Below are 24635 nucleotides of genomic sequence, written 5' to 3'. Positions count from 1 at the left end.
AAACAATAAATCAACTTTTATCAAAATGAAAAAAATACTCTGCACCTTATTCGTTACCACCAGCATTTGGGCTTTTACTGCCTGCGAACAAAAGGTAGAATTACCCGATAACCTCGCCTCGTTTACCACCACCGCCCAAGGACTCGAAGGAGACGAAGCAAGTATTCAAATTGCACTTAGCCGCGCTGCCGATGTAGCTATTCCTGTAAGCGTCCAACTCACACCATCACTTTTGACGTACGACAAAGAATTTACGACTGAACCTGCGGCAAGCAATAATGTCATTTCGGCAACCATCCCAGCGGGGCAGTCAGGGGTTACAATCAAAGTAAAAAAGAAAGCCAATGTGTTTTTGAACGGTGACGAAAGCTTAGCGCTCAAAATCACGTCGGTAGGAACACCCGTTTTGATGGGCTTAAACACCGAACTGAAACTGAGCTTTGCCGCCATTACCTCCACGGGTAGCCAGCTAACGGCCGAGGGAAAAACGGCCGAATCCAATTACGCAAACAATGTTTACATCGACCTCAGTGCCAACGCTACCACCCTTTCAGCCCGTAAAAGTTGGAATTTAGGGTTTTATCAAGGTGGGCAGTTTCGCGTTATTCTCAATCACAGCTATCAAACATCCGCTGCTGCGACGGCGAAAACGGACATTACGGCCGTCACCTTAGCTGACACCGCCTCTGTTCCTGACTTAAACTTCGCGCCAGGTGCCGAAGGTTCGTTGGCTTTGTGTGACTATTGGGATGGTGATTTAACCAAAACATCCTTTGCTGAAGTATCGGCTACTGAATCCCAAAACAAAGTGTATTTGGTTAGTTTTGAAGGAAGTAAAGCCAAAAATCAGTGGTACAAAGTAAAAGTAAACCGCAACGGAGAAGGCTATAAAGTACAGTTCGCGCGCATTGGAGAAACCACCATTCAGACAATTGACGTACCTAAAAACGTCGATTATAACTTCTCTTTCTTGTCGCTCGAAACGGCCAAATTGGTAAGCGCCGAACCTCGCAAAGCGAGTTGGGACATTCAGTGGGGCTACAGTACCTCCAACGCAGGAACTGTTCCTGCTACGCCGTATTGGTTTCAAGACTTCATTTCGCTCAACTACGCCGCAGGTGCCGAAGCTACTGAAGTGCTTACCTCCGCAACCACCTACGAAGCATTTGGCGAAAGTAATCTTACAGGTTTAACATTTCTCAAAACCCGCGACGCCATCGGTAGCAAGTGGCGTTCGACTGCCCCTGGCACTACGGCGGGTATTCGTAAAGACCGTTTTTACGTCGTCAAAGACCCCGCAGGCAACTATTACAAATTACGCTTCATCAGCATGGGCTTGGCCAGCGACGGCGGCGAACGTGGTAAACCTGTCTTTGAATATGCCCTTGTCAAGAAAAAATAAGCGTTCGGGTCAGACGATAGTCAGACCCGATACCTTCTCGCGCCACCTAACCAGTCTGACTGTCGTCTGACTTCTATGAAAAATATTTCTTGGTCAGACGATAGTCAGACCAGATACCCTCTCGCTCCACCTAACCAGTCTGACTGTCGTCTGACTTCTATAAAAAATTTCAATTAATAACCACATAAAATGAAAATTTCTCTTCCCCACAACTCACATCTCACCTCAAGATTAGTTCTTGTTTTTTTATTGATAAGCACCTTTGCATGGTCACAAAACGCCACCCTCAAAGGCCGCGTCACTACCACCGACGGCAAGGCAGCCGAGTTTGTAAACGTCATTTTGAAAGGGACAAACAAAGGGGTTGTCGCTGATGCTGAAGGTAAGTATGAGTTGACCAATATCAAACCAGGCAATTACACCTTGCAAGCAAGTTTTGTTGGTTTAACTCCCCTGTCTAAAAAAATCACCCTTACCGCAGGACAAGTACTGGAAGAAAACTTGGAACTCACCGCCAATAGCCAACAACTTCAAGAGGTGTTGGTAACGGCCAATCCGAGCAAATACGTATCTGATTATCCATCTATTTCACTGCGTCTCAAAACGCCTTTGTTGGAACTTCCCCAAAATATACAGGTGGTAACGGCGCAAACGTTGAAAGACCAACAAATTTTTGACATGTCGGAGGGCGTAACGCGTAATGTCAGCGGAGCCGCCCGCTCCGAACACTGGGAAACGTATGCGCGTATTTCGATGCGCGGGTCACGCATTGCCGCTTTCAGAAACGGAATGAACGTCACCGAAGTTTGGGGGCCGCTAACCGAAGACATGAGCATGGTAGAGCGTATTGAGATTGTCAAAGGTCCTGCTGGGTTTATGTTGGCCAGCGGCGAACCCAGCGGTTTTTACAATGTAGTTACCAAAAAGCCCACGGGTATAACCAAAGCCGAAGCTACCATGACCGTCGGGAGTTTTGGAACGTACCGTAGTTCAATGGATTTTGATGGAAAACTAAGCAAAGATGGCAAGGTTCTTTATCGTCTCAATTTGATGGGTCAAATGAAAGGTACGCACCGCAATTACGAGTTCAACAACCGTGTGTCAATCGCTCCCGTCATTAAGTTTCAAATCAACCCTACCACCTCCCTCACGGCCGAATATACCCTTCAAGGTGTCGGCATGTCACCGATTGGCTCGGCATACGCCTTTTCACCCAAAGGTATCAGCGATTTGCCGCACGATTTTACGATGTTGGAACCCAACATGCGAACGACTAACATCAAAGACCAGTCGATTTTTATCACCCTTTCCCACAGCATTAATGCCAACTGGAAATTTACGGGTCAGGTAGCGTATTTGCACTACGACCAAGTGGGCGAAAGCCTCTGGGCATCAGGATTCAGCGGCGACACGCTAAAAAGAACGTCAAGCATTTGGGATATTTTGGGGCAAACCAAAGTAGGACAGTTTTTTGTCAACGGTGATGTACAAACGGGAGGAATCAAGCACCGTATTTTGACAGGAATTGACATGGGCAACAAAGATTTTTACCACGATTGGAGTCAGGGAGGAATTGTGGGAGACTTGAACGTTTACAAACCTGTTTATGGACAAATTCCCGCTAAAAATTACGCCGTTTATGACCGTAGTCTGAGCATCCGTGAGCGTGGCGTTCACTACAACAATGTTTATACTGCTCTGTACGCTCAAGATGAAATTCGTTTGGCCAACGACAAACTTCGCGTGACGTTGGCAGGCCGCTATACCTCCACCAACGACCTTGACCCTTACTCGGGCACGGTAAAATCGGGCAAGTTTACGCCGCGTTTTGGCCTTAGTTATTCTATCAACAAAAGTACAAGCGTGTATGCGGTCTATGATGAGTCGTTTATTCCGCAAGCAGGAGGTACGTTTGAAGGGAAAAAATTTGACCCAATCGTTGGCAACAACAAAGAAGTGGGAATCAAAAAAGAATGGCTTGATGGCCGCTGGAATGCCTCAGCGAGTGTATATCGAATCACGAAAAATAACGTGCTAACGGCCGACCCGAACCACCAATTTTTCTCAATTCAGTTGGGACAAACTCAAACGCAGGGAATAGAACTCGATCTTCGCGGACAAATTGTATCGGGCTTGGACATTACGATGAACTATGCCCTTACCGACGCCAAAATCACCAAAGATACCGACAACAAACAAGTCAATAAGCAAGTACCAGGCACCGACAAGCACATCGCCAACGCTTGGCTGAGCTACCGCGTACAATCTGGAAAAGCGTCAGGATTAGGACTTTCATTAGGGGTTCAGAATACCAGCGGAAGAACCAACTGGTACGGAATTTACAACCCCGATGTTGACCCATCAATGCCCAACTACACGCGCTTTGATGGTGCAATTTCTTATCAGTTAAACAAATTTGGAATTGCGTTGAATGTGAACAACATTTTCAATAAATACCTCATTACGGGCGGGGCCTATTACCCTTGGAGCTCAAGCTATTACTCACAAGTGGAAGCATTACGTAATGCACGTTTGAGCATTAATTATAGGTTTTAGGTTGTAATAAGTCGCAAATCTGGGATATACACAAAATCCTTTTTGTTGAGTGTGTATAAAGGAATTTTGTAATATACAGCGGTTGAGGCAACTCAGCCGCTGTTATATCGCTGATGTATATTTCGCTAAAATTGAGTGAGTAAATAGTATCCCGAATACTTTCGTTTCCACGATAAATTTCAATAAGAATGTTTGTATCAAAAATTACCATTTTTTCGCCCAGCTTCGGTTACGAATTTCATCGGTTGTTGGAAAATCTTTCCCTTCCCCAAATTGATTAAAAAGAGATTTTAAGTCTATTTTTTTTGCTTTAGGCAATGATTTGACTGTATTTCTAACATTGAAAATCACTTCAACTTCCTTACCGTAAAAAGCGCGAGGAAGTTCAATTGTATGATTTTCTTCCGTTGGAATGATTATTTCTCTGATTACTTCCATTGCTATAAACATTTTATTGATAAAACAAATATATCAAAAAGATATGCCAAACTTCAAAAAAATCATTGGCTTCATTCACCTCTGGCTCGGGCTATTGTCGGGGCTTGTTGTATTTGTGGTAAGCCTTACGGGCTGCCTGTACGCCTTTCAGCAAGAAATTCAGGATGCACTCCAAGACTTTCGTTTTTCAAAAGTGGAAAACAAAGCCATACTTCCCCCCTCGGCCTTTGAGGCAGTTGCCCGTAAAACCTTACCCAAAGCCCATTTGCACGCCATCAATTACCCCGCAAAAGGGCGCAGTGTTGAGGCTATTTTTTTTGATTTTGCCCCCAATGAACACTATTACATAGTTTATCACAACCCTTATACTGCCGAGGTGCTACACGTCCAAAACATGGAAGAGACTTTTTTCCATTGGGTATTAGATGGCCACTATTACCTGTGGCTTCCTCCCGAAATTGGGCAACCCATTACTTCTTACGCTACCCTTATTTTTGTGTTTTTGCTCATTACGGGTATCGTCCTTTGGTGGCCTAAAAACAAAGCGGCGGCGAAACAACGCTTCTGGTTTCGCTGGAAAGAAGCGACGCAATGGAAACGGAAAAACTATGATTTGCACAATATTTTAGGGTTTTATAGCTCATTTTTACTACTGATTATCGCCGTTACGGGGATATTTTTTGGTATCCAATGGTTTACTTATCTCATTTATAATGCCACGGGAGGTGAAAAAAACTTGTTGTTTACCGAACCAGTCTCGCAAAAACCCACTCAAACCAACTTTAAAAAACCCGTCACTGATTTGATTTGGGAAAAAATGAAAGCCGAGTACCCCGATGCAGTTTCGCTCGAAGTACACGCCATCGAATCAGATTCATCGGCCATTGGCGCCAATGTAAATAAGAAAGAAGGCGTTTTTTGGAGTATCGACTACCGCTATTTTGACCAATATACTTTAAAAGAAATCTCAGTTGACCACGTATATGGTCGATTAAAAGACGCCAATGTCGCCGATAAATTAATCCGAATGACCTACGATATTCATACGGGAGGCATTTTGGGGTTTGCGGGAAAAGTACTGGCTTTTTTACTTTCTGTCGTAGCCACGAGTTTGCCAATTACGGGTTTTATGATTTGGTGGGGGCGAAGAAAAAAGAAAGAACGAACGGTTACAAAATCAGCAAAAGTAGAAGTTATTTAATCAATCGTGTGGCTGGTTGCTCACAACCAGCCCATGCTCCCATAACAACCATGAATTGTGGTCAGACGATAGTCAGACCACAACACACACATAAGATTTATTACCATTTTGTTAGACCCATTTTCACGGTCTGACTAACGTCTGACCTAGTTCAAAACGGTCTGACTACCGTCTGACCTAATATAACAACCATGAATCATCAAACACAAACACTCTCCGAACGCCCCAACGGCTACGTTGGTTTTTGCGATTGCTGTCAACGTTTCAACGTGAGCTTCAACAACTCTTTGTTCATTTTTTCTAAAGCAGAGTTGCGCTGTTTCTCTGAAATCTTGCGTGACAAAATAGGCATCCAACCATTTTACACCTCACACGGTAAAGAAATCATTGTTCAAACCCCTATGAGCAATTATTATTTGGTTTTTACCGATGCTGAAATTGAAGAACTTATTGCAATGATAAATGAAGCATTGCTATTGTCTGATGCCAACGAAATATTAGCCAATTCACCCTATTCAGGCAATAATTAAGGGTATTTTTTCATCAGTTTATTTATAATTAGTCTAAATTAACTTTTAAAAATAACTCATTTACAGACATGTGCGAATTTAAAACCCTTCACTTAGACGATAAACTGGGCTACGTGCTTCAGTGTATCCACTGCAAACAAATCACCATTGGATTTGGGATTTTGGTCTTCAGTCTTAGTGTCACCGAATTTTACAAACTGGTGCAAGATACTCACGGTTGTTATGCCCATCATTTAGCAATGGGCATTGACCCAAAATTACGTAGCATTCCTTTTCTACAGTTAAGCGAACATAGCTGCGTCACCGTCTCGCTCAATGACCTCTATTATTTAGGTGAATTATTGGACTTTGCCTGTGCCAAACTCCAACTGGAAAAAATGATTGCGTCACTTCCCAACAACTAACGCTACTATGAAAACACTGCACTTCCGCACCAATATCGACTGTCCCTTTCGGCTCTTGAAAGCGACCTGTGGTTTGGAGTGCCTTCGGGGAAAGTATTGTCATTTTAGTGTCGATTTGGTGGAACAGAACCACATTCTTACTATTAAAACCGACGATTTACAACCCGATGAAATTATCCAAGCCTTGAAACAAGAAGGGGTCTCTTGCGAGATGTTTCTTCATAACTGATGTAAAAAGGGGTTTTAGTAATCCCTTTTTTTTACTACTTTTGCCCCCAGTTTATGGTGCTAGTCAAAAATACCCTTTTTGACCCAAGCTTAATAGGGAAGTCGGTGCAATGCCGACGCTGTCCCCGCAACTGTAAGTTTCGTTCGTTTGTTTTCACTCTGCTTTACCACTGCCCTTTTGGGGCGGGAAGGTCTGAAAACAAGAAACAAGCCAGGAGACCTGCCATTGATTATCCTTGATTGTGTTCTTACGGAGGATGAGAACAGTCGAGTGCTTTTTTTTCATACTTATTTTCAAAAAATGGTCAGACGTACTTCTACTGTACTCGTCTCTGTGCTTGGTATTGCTTTGGCAGGATTCAGTCCCAACTGTTATTCCCAAAAAGAGCAAACACTCTGTGAAGTAACGGTCACGGCGGTTAAACCCGAGCGATTTATGATTGGGCAAAAAGTCAAAGACATTGACTCCGCCCAGCTTGCCCAAAATCGCTTTACAACCCTCGCCAATTTCTTGCAATTTCAGTCGCCCATTGCCTTTAGAAGCTACGGGGCTGGTCAGCTAGCAACCATCTCATTTAGAGGAACTTCCTCAAGCCACACGGCTGTCTTGTGGAATGGCGTAAATATCAATTTTCCTTCATTGGGCCAGTCGGATTTTTCAACCCTTCCGATGAGCGGTTTCGATGAAATGACGATTCAGTACGGTTCGGCGGCAAGTTGCGTAGGTACCGATGCCGTCGGTGGCAGTATTTTACTGCGCTCAGTTCCCAAGTTCAACCAAACGGGCCTTCAAGCCATTGCTGGAGTAAGCGCCGAAAGCTCCAAAAATTTTGCAGGACAAGCGGGGTTAAGGTTTTATTATCCAGTAGCTAAAAATTGGAAATTATCGGGCAAAACACTTTTTTACGGAGCAGATATTCGCAACGATTTTGGCAATGACCCGATTCAAAATAGAAAAGGAGCTCAGTACCCCGTTGAACCCATGCAAACGCTACAAAAAGGGTTTGTTCAGGACATTTATGCCCTCCATTCCAACGGAAATCTGTTCAGTTTAAATGCTTGGATTACCGACAACAACCTCACCATTCAGCCAAACAGCTTGATTCTGAGAGAGATTACTCAAACCAAGGCACAACGGTATGTGTTGTCGTACAACGTTGGAAAAACCCTCCTGAGGGCAGCTTATATCAACGATGTGTTGGACTACGGAAGGGCTGACAACACAAACCCTAGTCATACCAACATTGACCGTTATTTATTTAGGGTTGAGCACGATTTTTCGTGGATTAAAAGCTGTGAAAGAGGAACAAACCTCAAAGTTGGTTCAGAAGTTACCCACTATGCGGCACAAGTGGATGGATACGGCAAAGAGCTAAAAACCGAAAACCGCGCCGACTTTTACATGCTGCTTCGGTACCAGCACAGTTTGCGGTTTTCTAGTTCACTCAACCTTCGTCAGGCGCTGGTGAGTGGATACAATCCCCCTTTTACTCCGTCGCTTGGCCTTGATTACCGCGTTTTTAGCACCCCTACCGACCGCCTTAACCTTACCACCAACATTGCCTACAGCTATCGCGTCCCGACTCTCAACGAACGTTATTGGGTCAACCTCGGAAACCCAGCCCTCCAACCCGAAGTTGGATTTAACAAAGAAATTGGCGCAGTTTGGAAACGGCGCACTTCCGAACACTTTCACCAGCAATACAGCGTCAATGCGTTTCACAATTTGATTGACAACTGGACGTATTGGAATCCTGATAAAAATTACAAAGTCGAAAATTTACAACAAGTACTCGCCAAAGGCATTGAAATCGAAACCAGCCATCGGGTTATCACCGCTGCTTGGGAAGCAACGGCACAGTTTCAATACGCCTTGACGCATTCTTCCCAGCAAAAAGCCTACGGCCATTATACCCAAGATATTTTGGGCAAACAGTTGATTTACGTACCTCGGCACAGTCTCAGCGGCACGTTGGGCCTCACCTCAGGTGCTTGGTCGTTTACTGTTCAGCAACTTTATAACTCAGCACGTTATATCACCTTTGACCACTCGGGGCGGCCTTTTCCTGGTTATTACTTGATGAACGCGTGGGCAACCTACCAGTACAAAATCAAGCAACATCGACTTCATTTTCAGTTGCAAGGGAATAATTTGACCAACACTTTATACCCCAATCTCAAAAAAAATGCGATGCCAATGCGTTCGGTATCGTTCAATGTCATTTTCATTTTCAATCAAAAAAAATAAATTCATGAAAATCAACTCCATTTTAGTTGCACTCTTTACAGTAAGTCTTCTTGCCTCTTGCGAAAAAAACGAAACCGAACCCGTACAACCCTACGATACAGGGGTGATTGTTGTCAACGCTGGAAATTTCACGGACAATAATGGCACACTCAGCCTCATCCAACGCACGGGCCAAACCGCAGTTACTGATATTTTCCAAAAAGAAAACATGCGTTCTATCGCTGGTGGATTGAGCGGTTACGCCGAAGTAAATGACAAAGGCATTATTTTGGTCGATAACTCGACGGCGGGCAAAGATGCCATCGAAATCGTGAACGCCCGCACCTTCAAAACCGTAGCGACGATTCCTTCTGCCGAAATTGAAAACCCGCGCTCAGTCATCAAGGTTTCCGAAACAAAGGCGTACGTCAGTGCGTGGGATGCAACGGGCGATTTTTCTAATTTTTACAAAAACCCAGGCTACATCGCGGTGTTAGATTTGACAACGAACAAGATTGTGAAAAAAATCGCCGTTCAAAACGGCGCCGAATCGCTGGCATTGGTAGGAAATGAAGTATATGTCGGAAATACAGGTTCGGGAAAAACCGTCTTAACTGTGATTGACGTCACAACGGATGCCGTAAAACAAACAATTGAGGTAGGCCGCAATCCAAACATCATTGGCGTGGACGCAAGCAGCAAACTTTGGGTATATGCAGGAGGTGAGCTGCAAAAGATAAATAGCAGCTCAAAAACAGTAGAAAGCAAACTCAAAATCACCGCTTCATACGCGTCAAAGTCGCCCAGTTCGTTTGTGTTGAGTGCCGACAAAGCGACGATTTACTACACATTCTCGTTTTATGATGCCGCAGATAACTACGTTCAAAAAGGTGAAACCTACAGTTTCAGCACGACAAGTACAGCCATTGAAGCAAAGACTCCTTTTATCAACCGCCTATTTAGTGGTGGCTTGGCCGTTGACCCACAAACGGGCGATTTGTACGCTGGTTTAGTTCCTTCTTACAAACAAGCAGGTTACGTTTTCCGCTATAAATCGAACGGGACACTCATTGATTCAGTAAAGGCCGAAATTGCCCCAAGCAAGTTTTTCTTCAAAAAATAAGCATTCATATCCACCCATTAACAGTTAGCAGTGATGTTTTAGGGAGTATCCGAACGGGTACTCCCTTTTTTTACACCAAGAATTATTTAAAATTATTCTAAATAAATCTTGCAACTACAACCAACGCACGCTACTTTTGAGACATTATTTAAACTCAGTCTAATTAAATAAGCATTACATAATGAAGCCTTGGATTTATACAATTTTTGGATTCGTCGGCCTGCTTGGTACTTCTGCGATTGCACAGGAGGCTAAGATTTCGGGGAAATTATTCAATAAAGCGCAAAACGAACCTGTTGCTTTTGCAACAGTAAAACTTACGTCTTCCAATGGAGAAATAAAGGGCTTGTTTTCGGGCGAAAATGGGGAGTTTTTAATTGCAAATGTGTCGCCTGGCATCTACGAGCTATCGGTAAGCGCGGTTGGGTATGACAATTATACAAAGTCGGGCATTCGTATCACCGAAAAAAATCAATTCATCAAATTGGACGAGGTTGAAATTAAATCAAAGGTCAACAACTTGGCCGAGGTGATTGTAAAGTCGTCAATTGGCGTCACTAAAATTGAACCCCAAAAAGTAGTTTATACCACCGCCGATTTACCCGTTGCACAGGGAGCGTCAGTTGGGGATATGCTTCGCTTGATGCCTTCGACTGCCATGGGTGGCCCTCCAGGTGTCCCCCGCGACATTCGCTATCGTGGGTTAGAAAAATCATATACGCTGGTTTTGATTGATGGCAAAAATGCAGGAATTTCTGGCAACAATCGGGAAGTATTGCTTACCCAAATTCCCGCTTCAGCTGTTGAACGTATCGAAATTATCGCCAACCCAGGCGCACAATACGACGGCGACGGTATGAACGGAGTTGTGAATATCATTTTGAAAAAAAATACCCGTTTTGGCACACATGGGCGCTTAATGGGCGGACTCAACAGCCAAGGCGGGCATACGCTTTCTGCCCAGATTGGACATAAATTTGAAAAGGGGGAAGTCTATGGTTTTTTTGACAAAAATCAAACGCTACTTCAAGGCACTCATGCCATTACCGAAAACAATGCCATATCACTTTATAAAAATAATACTATTTCAGGCTACCAAAACGTCCTTTCAAAAGAAGACCGAGATATTCGTAGCCACAACCTAAAAGTGGGGACAAAGTGGGACCTTTGGAAAGGTGCTCAGGTTGGTGCGGAGTTTATCAATGGGTTTCAACGTGAACTAAAAATAAAGACCCAAGATACCGAAGTTTTAAAGGCTGATAAAACGTTTTCCTCGCGAACACTGCGTACAGAAGACCAAACTGAAGATTTCAAATTCAATGAATATAGCCTCAATTTTTCTCAAACTTTTGCAAAAAAAGGAAGATTGACTTTCTCTTACACCCACGTTGACGGGTTTTATCCAAAACCCAAGTATCAGGTTGACCAGAAACTAAATGCCACGGGCGCAGCGGCTGACGCAAAACCTGCTAAAACCAATACTTTTGAGGACAGTTTTGATCGCAACAACTTTTTACAAAGTGACTTTTCTTGGCAACAAAATGAGCTTTTAGCGCTCAATGCAGGCGTAAAATTTAGCGGACGTAATCGTGAAAGCTTACAAAAGGTGGACAAATATGACTATACCAAAGCAGCATACCTCACCACCGAAAGCCCTGCCAACAACTTCGATAGCCAAGAAAATATCTATGCTGCTTACGCACAAGGAACATTAACAAAGGGTAAATTACGGGCAATTTTAGGCATAAGAGGAGAATATACCACCTTTTACAACAAGTCTAAAGCCAAAGCATTTGTTACCGAAGGAGATTATTTTATTCCCCTTCCAAGTGCATCATTGGTATATAATATTGATAAAACTCAGTTTCTTAAATTTACGATTGACCGAAAAATCAGACGTGCGGCGTTCAAGGACCTAAGTCCGTTTGCGGATTCGAGTGACGTGGCAAAAATCAAGGCAGGAAATCCACTCCTGCGACCCGAAAAAGCCTGGGGTTTTGAGCTTGGATACTTAAAAACAGCCAAAAATTGGAATGCAGGAGTGAATATTTTTAGAAGAAATATTGAAGGTTTGATTCAAAAAATTACGACCGACGTAAGTCCTGGCGTAGTGCTCGAACAACCTGTCAATATTAACTCGGCTTTTATTCAGGGAGTTGAATTACTGGGCGCGATTAGACCATTTCCCATCTGGAACATTAATGCGAGCTATTCAAAATTTACTAGTAAGCTTTACGACGAAACCCTTGGCGGAGGCGACGCCATTAAAGATCAATTTGCCTGGAGCGCCAAGTTAATTAGTGACGTTGAAATTGGGAAAAATACGTTTTTTCAAATGGCCTGGAATGGCATAGGGCCAAAAATTTCAAGCGTCAAAACAGAAAATACCATACAGTATTTTGATGCAAGTCTGAACCATACCTTTCTCAAGAAAAAAATGACCATTGGCCTTAGAATTTCAGACATTTTTGATACCAACGACAAAAAAACCAGAGAAATAACAGCCGCCCAAATAAGCGACAAAATTCAGGCTATCGCTGGGCGTCAGGTGTTTGTTAATCTTTCTTACAATTTTTAATAGCCTTCTTTTTAATTTTGAATTAGTCTAATTAATTTTGTTCAATCAAACGTAACTACGCTTCTAATGTCAAAAGCAAAAGTGTCGAAATTCAAAAAAATCACAGGGCAGATTCACCTTTGGGGTGGTTTGGTGAGTGGTATCGTCGTGTTGGTTGTTTCCCTCACGGGTTGCCTATTTGTTTTTGAGGACGAAATTAGAAGCATTACCCAAAAAAACGAGCGATTTGTTGAACCTCAAAATAAAGAGAAGGTTGCATTTGAACGCATTGCGGCAGTTGTAGCGAAAGAGTTTCCCAAAAAACAAATCGAACAAGTACGGGTATTTTCGGATCCTTCGCGTTCGATGATTGTCAAGTTGATTGATGAAAAACACGAAAAACAAAAAAAGGGAAAAGGCTCTAAAGACGAAAAAGAGCCTAAAAAAGAAGCCTATGCTTTTAACCCCTATACGGGTCAGTTATTGAGCAAACACGATTTAGAGCATGATTTTATGCACGCCGTGGAAGACATGCACAAAACACTTTTTTTGGGCGAAACAGGCAAATGGATGATCAAAACGAACGTAGTCGTGTTTTTGGTGATGTTGCTTTCGGGCTTGTATTTGTGGTGGCCTCGCAAGAAAAACCAACTTAAAATGGCCTTCAATCTCCAACTAAAAGGCAAGTTTCAGATCGTTAATTACAGCCTTCACAACACGCTTGGATTTTATTTCTTATTGCCTCTGATGCTCATCACGCTGACAGGAATCTGGTGGGCTATCAAGCCCGTTCAAAACCTAACGTATGCGGCATTGGGACAAAAAATGAAAGAACCTAAGAAATTGACCTCTACCATTCAGCAAGGAATCAAATTCAGTCCTGATGATGCCCTTGCTAGTGTCGCTACCCGATACGCTGGCTGGAACGAAGCGCACATCAACTTTGCCAAAAATGCCAAAGAACCCGTGAAAGTAAACCTCAAGTATCCATACGAGATTTACAAAAAAAGCAATGTCTTTGAATTTGACCAATACTCAGGAAAGATATTAAAACAAGAACTCTTTGCGGACTATAAAGCCGCCGACAAACTCAAACACGCCAATCGGGATTTACACACGGGGCAGAATTTTGGAATTATCGGCAAGTTACTCGCCTTTTTTGCCAGTTTATTCGCCGCAAGTTTACCAATTACGGGTTTTTTGATTTGGTACCAACGTACCTATAAAACTAAGCCATCGGCCAAACGCGCCATGACCCAACAACTACCTATTAACAGGCCCGTCCCAATCAGACGCCCAGCGATGAAACCTGTGTCTTAATCTCAGAAAACAGTTGATTGAAGCACCATATTAGGTTTATAGTTAGGGATTAGCCACGCGGCTAGTCCCTTTTTTTATATCAAAAACACCTCGCTATTGTCCATTCTTAGTAGCCCAAACCACCCCAAGGTTCGTATAACAATCAGCTACTAACTTCATTAATCCTCAGGCAATGCCCTCTATTCTAATCGCTTTTCTCGTCGCTTTTATCCCTGCTTTTTACGTTGCGGCCCAACCCTCAGCTATCTACCACCAAGACATAAAAACCGATATTACGCTTCCTACTGAAGCTGGGAAAAATACGCTAAAGCTTTTTCAGTCGAAAGACCAACGAATCTGCGTTACCTCGACGGGTATTTTTCGGTTCAAATCAGGAAAGTGGAGTGGCCAAAAGCAATCCATTGAATTGACAAACGCTTCATTAGATGGCGATGGAAATATATGGATGGCGACTGCTCGGGGCATTTATTCCGAAAAAAAAGAAAAACAAATCCCCCAACCACCGCTTTCGCCCAGCGATACCATTCTAACCCTTTTTTGGGAAACACCTAAGCAACTTTGGGTGGGTACCAACAACGGCCTAATGGGCTGGAATGGGCAATGGTCACCGTCGCTTTACGTCAAAGAAAGTCGCGTGAATAGCGTAGCCAAAGACGCTAAAGGACAACTTTACGTCGCAACCAACCGTGGACTATGGCGACGTACCAATGGGCGATGGTTTAACCTCGACGAAAGCCTCATGGCCGTAGGAAATAAAGAAATGTATTTTGCCCTGACCAATTACAACAACGAGCAAGACATGGTTTATAGTAGCCCGTGGTCGGTGGGATGTATTGCCAACGACGGAAATCATTGGGTGTTAAGAGCCACCGACGGGCTTCCCTATGGACCTGTTACGGTACTTGCACCTTTCGCAAACGGGCTTTGGATGGGTACACAAAAAGGGGTGATTAAAAAAGATAGGCGCTGGCAATACTACCACGGCAAACGCTGGCTTCCCGACGACCAAGTGAATGACATTTTAGTCGTTGATTCTCTGACGGTTTGGGTAGCAACCCCGCAAGGAATTGCCCAAATTCAGCAACAAGCGATGACCTTGGAAGAAAAAGCAAAAAAGATAGAAGAAATAATTGCGTTACGACATAATCGCCGTGGGCTGGTCAACCATTCTCATCTAAAAGTGGCGGGGGATATTTCGACAAGTTACCTCAACAACGAAGACAACGACGGCTTGTGGACGGCCTGTTATTTGGTCGCCGAATGTTTCCATTATGCCTCCACGGGCGACTCTTCCGCAAAAAACCGAGCCATTCGCACCTTTGAAGCCTTAGAACGACTCGAAAAGGTTTCGGGTATTTCGGGTTATCCTGCTCGTTCGTATGCCTTGGCCACTGACCCCATCACGCAGTCGCGGTCGCCACACCCAAAACTATGGCACCCTTCGCCCGACGGACAGTGGCAATGGTTGGACGACACCAGTTCAGACGAAATCACAGGACATATTTTTGCCTTACCAATTTTTTATGATTTGGTAGCAAACGATGAGCAAAAAGAGCGGGTAAAGCAGCTAATCAAACGCACCGTTGACCATATCGTTGACCACAATTATCACTTGATTGACTTCGATGGTAAACCAACCCGTTGGGGGATTTGGCATCCCGATTCGTTGAATCATTCACCCAATTGGATGTACGAACGGGGGCTCAATTCATTACAAATTTTGTCTTTTCTCAAAACCGCCTTCCACTTTACGGGTGATGAAAAGTACGAAAAACACTATCAATATTTGGTAAATCAACACGGGTATGCCAAAAATGCACTTCAAGCCAAGGTTTTTGGGCCGTTTGAAACCAGCCATTCTGACGATATTCTCAACTTTTTCCCCTACTATGGTTTGCTCAATTACACAAAGGCAGACCCCAACCGCGAACTCTACCTCAAAAGCCTCGAACGAAGCTGGAAAGTCGTTAGGTCTGACCACATGCCTATTTGGAACGTGATGGCAAGTGTGATGCTTCGCAAAGATTGTGATGTAGCGATCGCTTTAGAGGAAATCCAGCAGTTTCCACTCGACTTGATTAATTGGCGAATGGAAAACAGCCATCGGTGGGACCTTCCCAAAGACCCGTTGATAAGCCGCTTTCGACGTCTTCAATCCACCAAGCCCATCCCTACTCCCGAAAGCGGTATCTCACGCTGGAACACCAACCCAAAAGAATTTGATTCGGGCGATGGTGGCAAAACCGAAGACAGTGGTTCATATTTTCTTTTTGCGTATTGGATGGGACGGTATTATGGATTTTGGTAGAATATTTGCAACAATGTTGCAAAACAAAACTAAGCCTTTTATATTTGCATCATTGTTGCAAATATAAATAATCCAATGAAAAAACACCTTTATTACGCCTCACTTGTAGCTTTAGGTATCACTGCTACGTTTAGCGCCTGCCACAATCACAACGATGTAGCCCCCGATGATAATCTTGAGCACAAATTTATCAGGGTCATGGTTAGTGATGAATCCACAACAGATATTTCGTATCTCAACCCTCGTACTGGGGGAGTCACTTTTGAAAAAGCACTCTACCCCAAATCCGCACTATACACAACTGCCTCAGGACGTTTTGGGGTAGTTGTTCACCGCGAAAAAAATTACGTGCAAGTATTTGACACTGGTTTTGAACAACATAGCGACCACGTTGATGTCAAAGGAACGCCCAAATGGGGAACCTTGGTTGGTCAAGGTAAACAACCTACTCACTTTAAAAGTAAAGGCAACGAAGTTATTATTTTCAACGATGGAGACGGAACACTTGATATTGCGCAAGAATCTGACTTCCACACTACTGGTGCTAAAATGAAAGCAATCAATGCCAATAACTTAGCACATCACGGAGCAATGACCAAATTTGATAATGGCACTTATGCCATCACTGAAAAAGATGGCTCCGTAGCTGGAACGCTCCCCGAAAGAGTAAAAATTGTGGACGCCACTGGAAAACAAATTTTTGCATCAAGCCTACAAACAAAGGGTATCCACGGGAATGCGTCAGACGGTAAAGTCGCACTTTTCGGTTCTGCAAGTGGTATCTTGGTCGTTGACCAAACAGGCACGCAGCGACTAATCCCCCATCCATCCGACTTCGGTACTGCGTGGTTTGGAACAATCTTAGAAGGTGGAAATACATTTGTGGGTTATACCGCCGCTATGGGTGCTTATGTCATTGATGTTACCAATAGTAAAATTACCCCGATTGTTCTCAGCAAAGACATCATGCAGTGTAAAGTAGATTATGCTGGTAACGTTTTAGTGGTACTTCTCCACTCGGGAGAAGTACAATTATACAACATCAAAACCAACCAACTTATTAAGAGTGGGACGATACTTTCTGCCACTGACAAAGGGGAAACTCAAAAACCACAAATTGAGGCTACCACTAAGTATCTTTATGTAACCCAACCTAAAACTGGCGAAATCATTCAAATTGAAATTGCCAACTTTTCAAATACGAAAAAAGTAAAGGTTTCTGGTACTCCTTATCGTCTTGCCATTGTTGGTATTGAGTCAAGCGCAGAACATTAAAAGTAAATCTATGTCATCCCAAATACACGACGTCATCATCATCGGTGGTAGTTTTGCAGGTCTTTCGGCGGCGATGGGCCTTGGGCGTGCGCTACGAAATGTACTTATCATTGATAATCAATTGCCTTGCAATCGCCAAACACCTCATTCTCACAACTTTCTGACTCAAGATGGAGAGCCACCCCTCCGTATTTTAGAAAAAGCACGTCAACAAGTACTTTCCTATTCTACCATCGAATGGAAAATAGGCACTGCCGTTCAAGCCCATAAAAGTGAAGCTGGGTTCGAAGTAGTTCTTCAAAGTGGCGAAAGCTACGGGGCTAAAAAACTCTTGTTTGCCACGGGCATCAAAGATAACTTGGAGACATTCAAAGGACTTTCATCTTGTTGGGGTATTTCGGTCATTCATTGCCCCTATTGCCACGGGTTTGAGGTAAAAAATACCCTAACGGCCGTCATTGGAAACGGAGACGAAGGTTTTGAATACGTAAAAATGATTTCTAATTGGAGCAAAGATTTGACACTTTGTACAAACGGCCCGTCAACCTTGAGTCAAGAACAACGATTGAAATTAGCCAAAAATGGAATTAATGTCGTTGAAAGTGAAATCAACGAGTTTCTGCATCAGGATGGGCACATTGAGCATCTTTTATTCAAAAACCAAGAAAAACTACCAGTAAAGGCCGTTTATCATCGTCCCTCGTTTGAACAGCACACTGACCTCCCTGCCCAACTTGGCTGCGAACTGACCCCACAAGGGTATATTCAAGTCAATGAAATGCAGCAAACCAGTCAGCCTGGCATACTGGCCGCTGGCGACAACACCTCCCCTTTCCGTTCGGTGGCCAATGCCGTCGCCAAAGGCTCGATGGCAGCGGCGGTTTTGAATCGAGAACTCATTGAGGAGTCGTTCTAAATAATTTTTCAATTTTTTTTGCGGTTGATGCAACCTTCTTCTCTGCAATTTCATCTTATAGACATAACAGCAAGTTGAAAGCAAAGCAATCCATGAAATAAGTAACACAAAAGGCAGTAGTTAGGAGCATTTATTTTGCCTAACTGCTGCCTTTTGTAGCAAAAAAGCAGTTTTTACAGCCAAAACCGCTTATCTAAAAAAATCTACCGCTTATGTAAAAAAAGGTAGCTTGCAATGCACAGTACTATACCTTTGAAGCGGTAATTAATAACAGCCATTTTAAACAGTAGCCATGAAAACTTTTAGCAGCTTCATCGCAGCATTCGTTTTGCTTTGTTCCAGTGTGATTGCACAGTCTCCTTCAAAGGGAAAAATCACGGGAGATGTAAAAGAATCAGCAACAAAACCACTTCCTTTCGCCACGGTTTTGTTGCTTAACGCCAAGGACTCTACCCTCGCCAAAGGGGCTATTTCGAGCGAATCTGGCACTTACGAATTTGAAAACATTTCGCTTGGTCGGTATTTGATTTCGGCCACCATGGTAGGTTTTCAAAAATCATTTTCAGCTCCTTTTGAACTAAAAGAAGGCCAACTTAGCCTGAAAGTCCCCTCACTAATCGTTGCTGAAAACACCCAAACGCTACAAGAGGTGAAGGTAGTTTCCAAAAAACCATTTGTAGAACAACAGGTCGATCGCATGGTTGTCAACGTTGAAAACAACATTGGTTCGGCGGGTGGAACTGCCCTCGAAGTACTTGAAAAAGCCCCAGGTGTGACCATCGACCGTCAAAACGACCGCCTCCAGTTTAAAGGTCGCCAAGGGGTGATGGTGATGATTGATGGGAAGTTGCAACAAATTTCGATGCAAGATTTGATGAACATGTTGCAGTCGATGCCGAGTGATAACGTTGAGAAAATTGAACTTATCTCCAACCCTCCTGCCAAGTACGATGCCGCTGGAAATACGGGCCTCATCAACATTGTATTGAAGAAAAACAAAAATTTTGGAACGAACGGAAACTATACTTTGGGTGCTGGCTACGGCCGTTATGAGAAACTAAACGGATCGCTAGGACTCAACTACCGCAATGCCAAATACAATGCGTTTGGAAATGTAAGTGTCTTTCACGGACGCTTCCAAAATACCCAAGACATCGACCGTACGATTGCATTTCAAGACCAAGTTACGTACATGGACCAAAACAGTCCACGCGTAGGAAATCCGCAAAATGTGAGTTTTCGGGGTGGGGTTGACTTTTTTGTCACTAAAAAAACGACCATCGGGGTGTTAGCCACTGGTTTTCTCAACCAGTTTAAAATGAATGGTGTTTCAAAAACGGATTTCCGCGATAAGAACCAAACCCTGACAAGCCGTTTTGAAACCGATACTTACAACCACAACCGTTTGGATAATTATACGGCCAACGTCAATCTTAAACATGATTTAGGACAAGGACGTGAGCTGACTGCCGATGCTGATTACTCGATTTTTAATGGCAACTCTGGCAATGATTTACGTACTACCTACTTCTCTCCTAGCGATGAAATCACCAGCAAGGATGTATTCAGAAACATCATGCCTTCCAACATTCAAATCGCGGGCGCAAAAATTGACTATATCCACCCTCTTAAAAAAGGTAAAATAGAAACAGGTGCTAAAAGTAGCTTTGTGAATACCGACAACGACATGCGCTTTGAAACCCAAGTAGATAACGTTTGGACGCTTGACCCAACTCGCTCTAACCAGTTTATTTACAAAGAAAACATCAATGCTGCCTACCTTAATTATAGCACGTCATTGAACAAAAAAACACAGGTGCAATTGGGCTTCCGCGCCGAGCATACCCATTCGCAAGGTAACTCAGTGACGCTCAACAACGTCGTAGATCGTAACTACGTCAATTTGTTCCCAAGTGTGTTTGTTTCTCGTTCGCTCGATACCAACAACGTACTAAACGTATCTTACAGTCGCCGTATCGACCGTCCCAATTACCGCAATTTGAACCCGTTCCAGTTTTTCCTTGACCCTTATACGTTTCAAGAAGGAAATCCTAATTTGCGTCCACAGTTTACGAATTCGTTCCAAATTACCCACGTTTTCAAAGGCGCATTTTCAACTTCTTTGGGATACAGTCGCATCAACGACGTGATTGCTGACCAAATTCCGAAACAAATTGCGTCAGAAAACAAGACCTACGTAACCACCGAAAACTTAGACCACCAAGACAGTTATAACCTGACCTTTAGTATTCCTGTGACGGTAAAAAAATGGTGGACGATGCAGAATAACATTAGCGCGTTTTATAACCGCTACCGCTCGTTCTACTACGGAGCCGACCTCGACTTGGGACAATTTGGAGCAACGGTATTTATGACCAATAACTTCACTCTACCGAAAGGATATACGGCCGAATTGAGTGGTTTTTGGAACTCTCCAACCCAATATAATCTCTTACAAGCCAAGGCACAAGGACAAATCAGCGCTGGTTTTGCCAAGTCGTTATGGAACCGCAAAGCCTCTCTGCGCGTAAACGTGAACGATATTTTCTTCTTGAACCGCTTTGCAGGAACGGTGAAATACCAAGATTTGAATTTCAAAATAAATTCTCGTTGGGAAAGCCGCCAAGTACGGGTATCATTTACCTATCGTTTCGGAAATCAAAACGTAAAAGCAGCTCGCCAACGTAGCACAAGTACCGACGACATCCGCAACCGCGCCAACTCGGGTCAAAACTAGCAAAAACAAGGGGCAGGAAACGAAACCACCCTTTCAACGATATTTTAGTTTAGGTTAAGAAAACGTCGGAAAGCCATGCTTTGATTAAGGCATGGCTTTTTTTATTTTGGATTTTTAGTACCTTGTTGCCCTATTTTTACGTTAATCATTGGAATTAAACCTACCTCAATTAAACAAAACGCCATGACAAAAACCGCTACTCTCCGAGTAAAACTGCTCATTTTGAACCGCTTCTTTGTCTTTTTACTTATCCTTAGCAGCGTTTCGGCCTTCGCTCAAGAAAAATCGTTGCTTTGGGAAGTGTCAGGAAATGGGCTTGCCAAACCGTCCTATGTTTACGGAACTATTCACATGATTTGCCCCAAAGATTACCTGATGACCGACTCAACCAAATCGGTCTTTGGGCGTGCCGAGCAAGTTTATCTTGAATTGGACATGGATGACCCAACGATAATGACCAAGATGATGCAAACCTCTATGCTGACCAACGGTAAAAAACTTAAAGACTATCTGTCGGAAGACGACTATGCTGTTTTGGACAATTATTTTAAAGAACGCCTCAAAATGAGTCTTGCCATGTACAACGGTCTGAAGCCTTTCACGGTTATGTCCATGATTTACATGACTTTCCTCGATTGCCAGCCTCAATCCTATGAATTGATGTTTACCCAAATGGCCACAAACGCAAAAAAAGAGTTGTTAGGCTTAGAAACTGTTGAATTTCAAATGGGTGTTTTTGACCAAATTCCGTACGAAAAACAAGCGGCCTTGCTCGTGGACATGGTTCGTAAAAAAGAAGAGTCTTCCAAAGAGTTTGAGAAAATGGTGGCCTTGTACAAAGCCCAAGACCTAGAAGCGCTCGTCAAGCTGATGGACGATAGCAACTGGGATTTCAACGGGTACGAGGACATTTTACTCGCCAATCGGAATGCCAACTGGATTCCAATTATGGAGAAAGCCATGCAGGCAAAATCATCATTTTTTGCCGTAGGTGCAGGGCATCTTGGTGGCGAAAAAGGTGTTTTGAGTTTACTTAAAAAGAAAGGATATTCGGTAAAACCAATTTTATAAAATGAAAAAAAACGCATTTCTTCTCTTGCTAACCCTTTTGTTCTCAATCATTTCTCGCGCCCAAACCGTCGATGAAGTGATTGAAAATTACCTGAAGGCCATTGGGGGTAAAGAGAAGTTACTTTCTTTAAAAACCCTACGAACAACGGGTTTTCTAAAAATGCAGGGAATGGAAATTCCCTATATCCAACAACAAAAAGCGCCCAATCTACAACGCTCAGTCGCTTTGTTTCAAGAAAAAAGTATCTATCAAAACTGCTTTGATGGAACAACAGGCTGGCATACCAATCCAAAAACGTTACAATTAGAAAAATTATCGACCGAGGAAAGTGAAGCATTAAAAGCTGAGATTCAAATGCTTGACCCGTTTGTAAATTATACCAAACGCGGATATAGCGTAACTTTGGAAGGAAAAATGCTGGTTGAGGGCAAAGATTGTTACCGTGTGCGCTTGCTCAAAAAACCACCGCCAATGACCAACGCGACGGTTGCAGAATTGTCGAGCTTTTACTTTTTCGATACAAAAACCTATTTACCAGTTTTAGTACGAAATGCGATAAAAAAAGGAACAGGCAAAGGCGGATATATGGACACGTATTTAAGTAAATTTCAGACGGTCAACGACATGGTTTTTCCGTTTGAAATTACTCAAAAAATCAATGGTAAAACCACCCTTTCTATCTCTGTCACCCAAGTAGAAACCAACCTTGATTTGGCCGACCAAGAGTTTGCATTTCCTGGCTAACTCCCCTTTCCAAATTTATCCTCACAAGAACCTGAAACTTGGAAAGGCTTATCAATGCACAAACAACCTTTCCAAGTTTATCCTCACAGGAACCTGAAACTTGGAAAGGCTTCGGCTTTACTCTTTTACAAACTCTTTCACGTCCACGCCCTGTTTAAAACTCAGTTTGTTTTCAGTTGGCTTAAACTGCACCGTCGCAAAGGCTTTTGGAATACTAAAAGTATGATTTCCAATGTATTTCATCTTAAACTCAACATCCGAATTAATCACCTTTGCTACAAGCTTTTTGTCTTTTTGAACGAATGTCAGTTTATAATCACTTCCAGGTTGGGTGTACACCCCCACGTAGGGTTCAAGTGGCGTTTTTTTAATTTCTTCCGCTAAATTAAGGATAGTGGCCACCTCGTCAATTCGCTCAACTTTATCTACATTTTCGAGCCGTGCCATGAGTCCCCAGCCATAAAAATCGTTAGCCACTGCGATGAGAAGCTCATTTTCGCCTTTTTTAAGATTGAGCTTGGCCACTGTATTGGTAATTGCAAGTCGGCCACCTGGGATTTTCCGCATTCCTACTTGGGGAAACAGGTTTTTGTCAACCAACACCATTTCATTGTTGAGATACACCCAGATTTCGTCGTTAAAGCCAATCTGCAAATTTGTGAAGTTAGGTTCTGAAGCCGTTATTGTCGTTTTAAGCCAAACAAGTTTCCGCTGTGGCGTAGCACCAAAGCGTCGGGTTAGGTTAAGCAAGCCAGCCGTTTCAGCGTCTATACTTTCCAAAAAATCTTCCGCATCTGGTAAGTTTTCGGCAAACGTTTCGTTGCCTTTAGGAAACAAAACAGGCGTCGAAATTGCCCATTTACGGAGATACTGCCCGTCATGTTTGGTCATATCGGTTCCTTCATAGCTGGCGAGTCCTTCGGTTTCGTTGGGCTTAATTTGGAGATTTGTGATGTACCCTTCCCCCTCAAAAGCGATGCTACCTTCGGCCATTGTTCCTTCCAATTTCGGAACTTCCAATACCGTGTTGACCATATCATTCACATAGACCTTCATTTGTTTACCCGAAATGACTAATTTCATGTGATTCCACTCCCCCGTTTTGGCCATGGCAGGGGCTTGGTACTGCGGATAAATATCCCACATATTGACCCCATCAAAATAAGGCGCGTACTGTATGCCTTGATTGGCCAGTTTACTCCCGATTCGGGGCACACGCAGATAAACAATTTCTTGTTCTTTGGCATCTTTTCGGTGAAAATAGACCGACGACGCAAACTCGGCAGGATGGGGTTCTATGTCAAATTCAATCGTTCCGTCTTTAAAGAGCAAATCTTTTAATACAACCTGACCTGACAATGAACCAATTTTCATAGCTTTTTTACCTTTATACTCTAAAAATGTCACTTTCCCCGCCTGAAAATCCCATCGTTCGGGTACGAGTAGATTTGAATTATCTGTTAATTTTGGGGAAGAAACGGTCTTGTTTTTTTGGGCAATCCCTTGGAAAGACACGACCATCAACATAAACGAAAGTAATTTTTTCATGGACGAATAGCTGTATAGTTTTGAAAATTTCACCAAAAGTCGGCGATTC

18 protein-coding genes and 1 riboswitch are annotated in these 24635 nt (G+C 43.2%); of the genes, 16 read left to right on the top strand and 2 right to left on the bottom strand.

Features of this window, described 5'->3' with window-relative positions; all coding sequences use genetic code 11:
* Positions 1-25 precede the first annotated feature (25 nt).
* Together DTQ70_RS08125 and DTQ70_RS08120 are read left to right on the top strand one after the other, a co-directional pair.
* Entirely contained in the window at positions 26-1402 is a 1377-nt protein-coding gene (locus DTQ70_RS08125) for an HmuY family protein (RefSeq protein ID WP_122930349.1), read from the top strand.
* Between the two features lie 189 nt (positions 1403-1591).
* Positions 1592-3958: a TonB-dependent receptor gene (locus DTQ70_RS08120; RefSeq protein WP_122930348.1), complete on the top strand. Its 2367-nt coding sequence runs from the start codon at positions 1592-1594 to the stop codon at positions 3956-3958.
* A 204-nt stretch (positions 3959-4162) separates the two neighbouring features.
* Here DTQ70_RS08120 and DTQ70_RS08115 read toward each other — a convergent pair whose 3' ends face one another.
* A complete protein-coding gene (locus DTQ70_RS08115) occupies positions 4163-4396 on the bottom strand; it encodes a hypothetical protein (protein ID WP_122930347.1) in 234 nt (77 codons plus the stop codon).
* A gap of 43 nt (positions 4397-4439) precedes the next feature.
* On the opposite strand from DTQ70_RS08115, the gene DTQ70_RS08110 reads away from it, so the two are divergent.
* The 14 genes from DTQ70_RS08110 to DTQ70_RS08050 all read left to right on the top strand — a co-directional run bounded on the left by DTQ70_RS08110 (position 4440) and on the right by DTQ70_RS08050 (position 23038).
* Positions 4440-5597 carry a PepSY domain-containing protein gene (locus DTQ70_RS08110; RefSeq protein WP_122930346.1) on the top strand — a complete coding sequence of 386 codons (1158 nt, stop codon included), beginning with the start codon at positions 4440-4442 and terminating at the stop codon, positions 5595-5597.
* Positions 5598-5788: 191 nt separating this feature from the next.
* Positions 5789-6127: a DUF6686 family protein gene (locus DTQ70_RS08105; protein ID WP_122930345.1), complete on the top strand. Its 339-nt coding sequence runs from the start codon at positions 5789-5791 to the stop codon at positions 6125-6127.
* 68 nt (positions 6128-6195) lie between these two features.
* Positions 6196-6531 (top strand): hypothetical protein, encoded by a 336-nt coding sequence (locus tag DTQ70_RS08100; protein WP_122930344.1) that lies wholly within the window; start codon positions 6196-6198, stop codon positions 6529-6531.
* A 7-nt stretch (positions 6532-6538) separates the two neighbouring features.
* Positions 6539-6760: a hypothetical protein gene (locus DTQ70_RS30630; protein WP_164489922.1), complete on the top strand. Its 222-nt coding sequence runs from the start codon at positions 6539-6541 to the stop codon at positions 6758-6760.
* Between the two features lie 37 nt (positions 6761-6797).
* Positions 6798-7002, top strand: a riboswitch (cobalamin riboswitch).
* Between the two features lie 58 nt (positions 7003-7060).
* Positions 7061-9007 (top strand): TonB-dependent siderophore receptor, encoded by a 1947-nt coding sequence (locus tag DTQ70_RS08095; RefSeq protein ID WP_122930343.1) that lies wholly within the window; start codon positions 7061-7063, stop codon positions 9005-9007.
* Between the two features lie 4 nt (positions 9008-9011).
* Positions 9012-10109, top strand: coding sequence for a DUF5074 domain-containing protein (locus tag DTQ70_RS08090; protein ID WP_122934311.1), 1098 nt, complete (start codon positions 9012-9014; stop codon positions 10107-10109).
* Between the two features lie 181 nt (positions 10110-10290).
* A complete protein-coding gene (locus DTQ70_RS08085) occupies positions 10291-12687 on the top strand; it encodes a TonB-dependent receptor domain-containing protein (RefSeq protein WP_122930342.1) in 2397 nt (798 codons plus the stop codon).
* 66 nt (positions 12688-12753) lie between these two features.
* A complete protein-coding gene (locus DTQ70_RS08080) occupies positions 12754-13986 on the top strand; it encodes a PepSY domain-containing protein (RefSeq protein WP_122930341.1) in 1233 nt (410 codons plus the stop codon).
* Between the two features lie 172 nt (positions 13987-14158).
* Positions 14159-16294 (top strand): transcriptional regulator, encoded by a 2136-nt coding sequence (locus DTQ70_RS08075; RefSeq protein ID WP_122930340.1) that lies wholly within the window; start codon positions 14159-14161, stop codon positions 16292-16294.
* Positions 16295-16369: 75 nt separating this feature from the next.
* Entirely contained in the window at positions 16370-17569 is a 1200-nt protein-coding gene (locus DTQ70_RS08070; protein WP_122930339.1) for a hypothetical protein, read from the top strand.
* 10 nt (positions 17570-17579) lie between these two features.
* Positions 17580-18485 carry an NAD(P)/FAD-dependent oxidoreductase gene (locus tag DTQ70_RS08065; protein ID WP_122930338.1) on the top strand — a complete coding sequence of 302 codons (906 nt, stop codon included), beginning with the start codon at positions 17580-17582 and terminating at the stop codon, positions 18483-18485.
* 292 nt (positions 18486-18777) lie between these two features.
* Positions 18778-21222: an outer membrane beta-barrel family protein gene (locus DTQ70_RS08060; protein ID WP_122930337.1), complete on the top strand. Its 2445-nt coding sequence runs from the start codon at positions 18778-18780 to the stop codon at positions 21220-21222.
* A 183-nt stretch (positions 21223-21405) separates the two neighbouring features.
* Positions 21406-22293, top strand: a complete 888-nt coding sequence (locus tag DTQ70_RS08055) for a TraB/GumN family protein (protein WP_122930336.1) — start codon at positions 21406-21408, stop codon at positions 22291-22293.
* 1 nt (position 22294) lies between these two features.
* Complete coding sequence (locus tag DTQ70_RS08050) at positions 22295-23038, top strand: hypothetical protein (protein WP_122930335.1); 744 nt, start codon at positions 22295-22297, stop codon at positions 23036-23038.
* A 117-nt stretch (positions 23039-23155) separates the two neighbouring features.
* On the opposite strand, the gene DTQ70_RS08045 is transcribed toward DTQ70_RS08050, so the two are convergent.
* Positions 23156-24586 (bottom strand): family 16 glycoside hydrolase, encoded by a 1431-nt coding sequence (locus DTQ70_RS08045; protein ID WP_122930334.1) that lies wholly within the window; start codon positions 24584-24586, stop codon positions 23156-23158.
* Positions 24587-24635: the final 49 nt, after the last annotated feature.

It is taken from the genome of Runella sp. SP2 (genome assembly GCF_003711225.1).
Classification (GTDB): Bacteria; Bacteroidota; Bacteroidia; order Cytophagales; family Spirosomataceae; genus Runella.
Note: the sequence above shows the minus strand (reverse complement) of the source record. Positions and strands in the feature narration are given on the sequence as shown.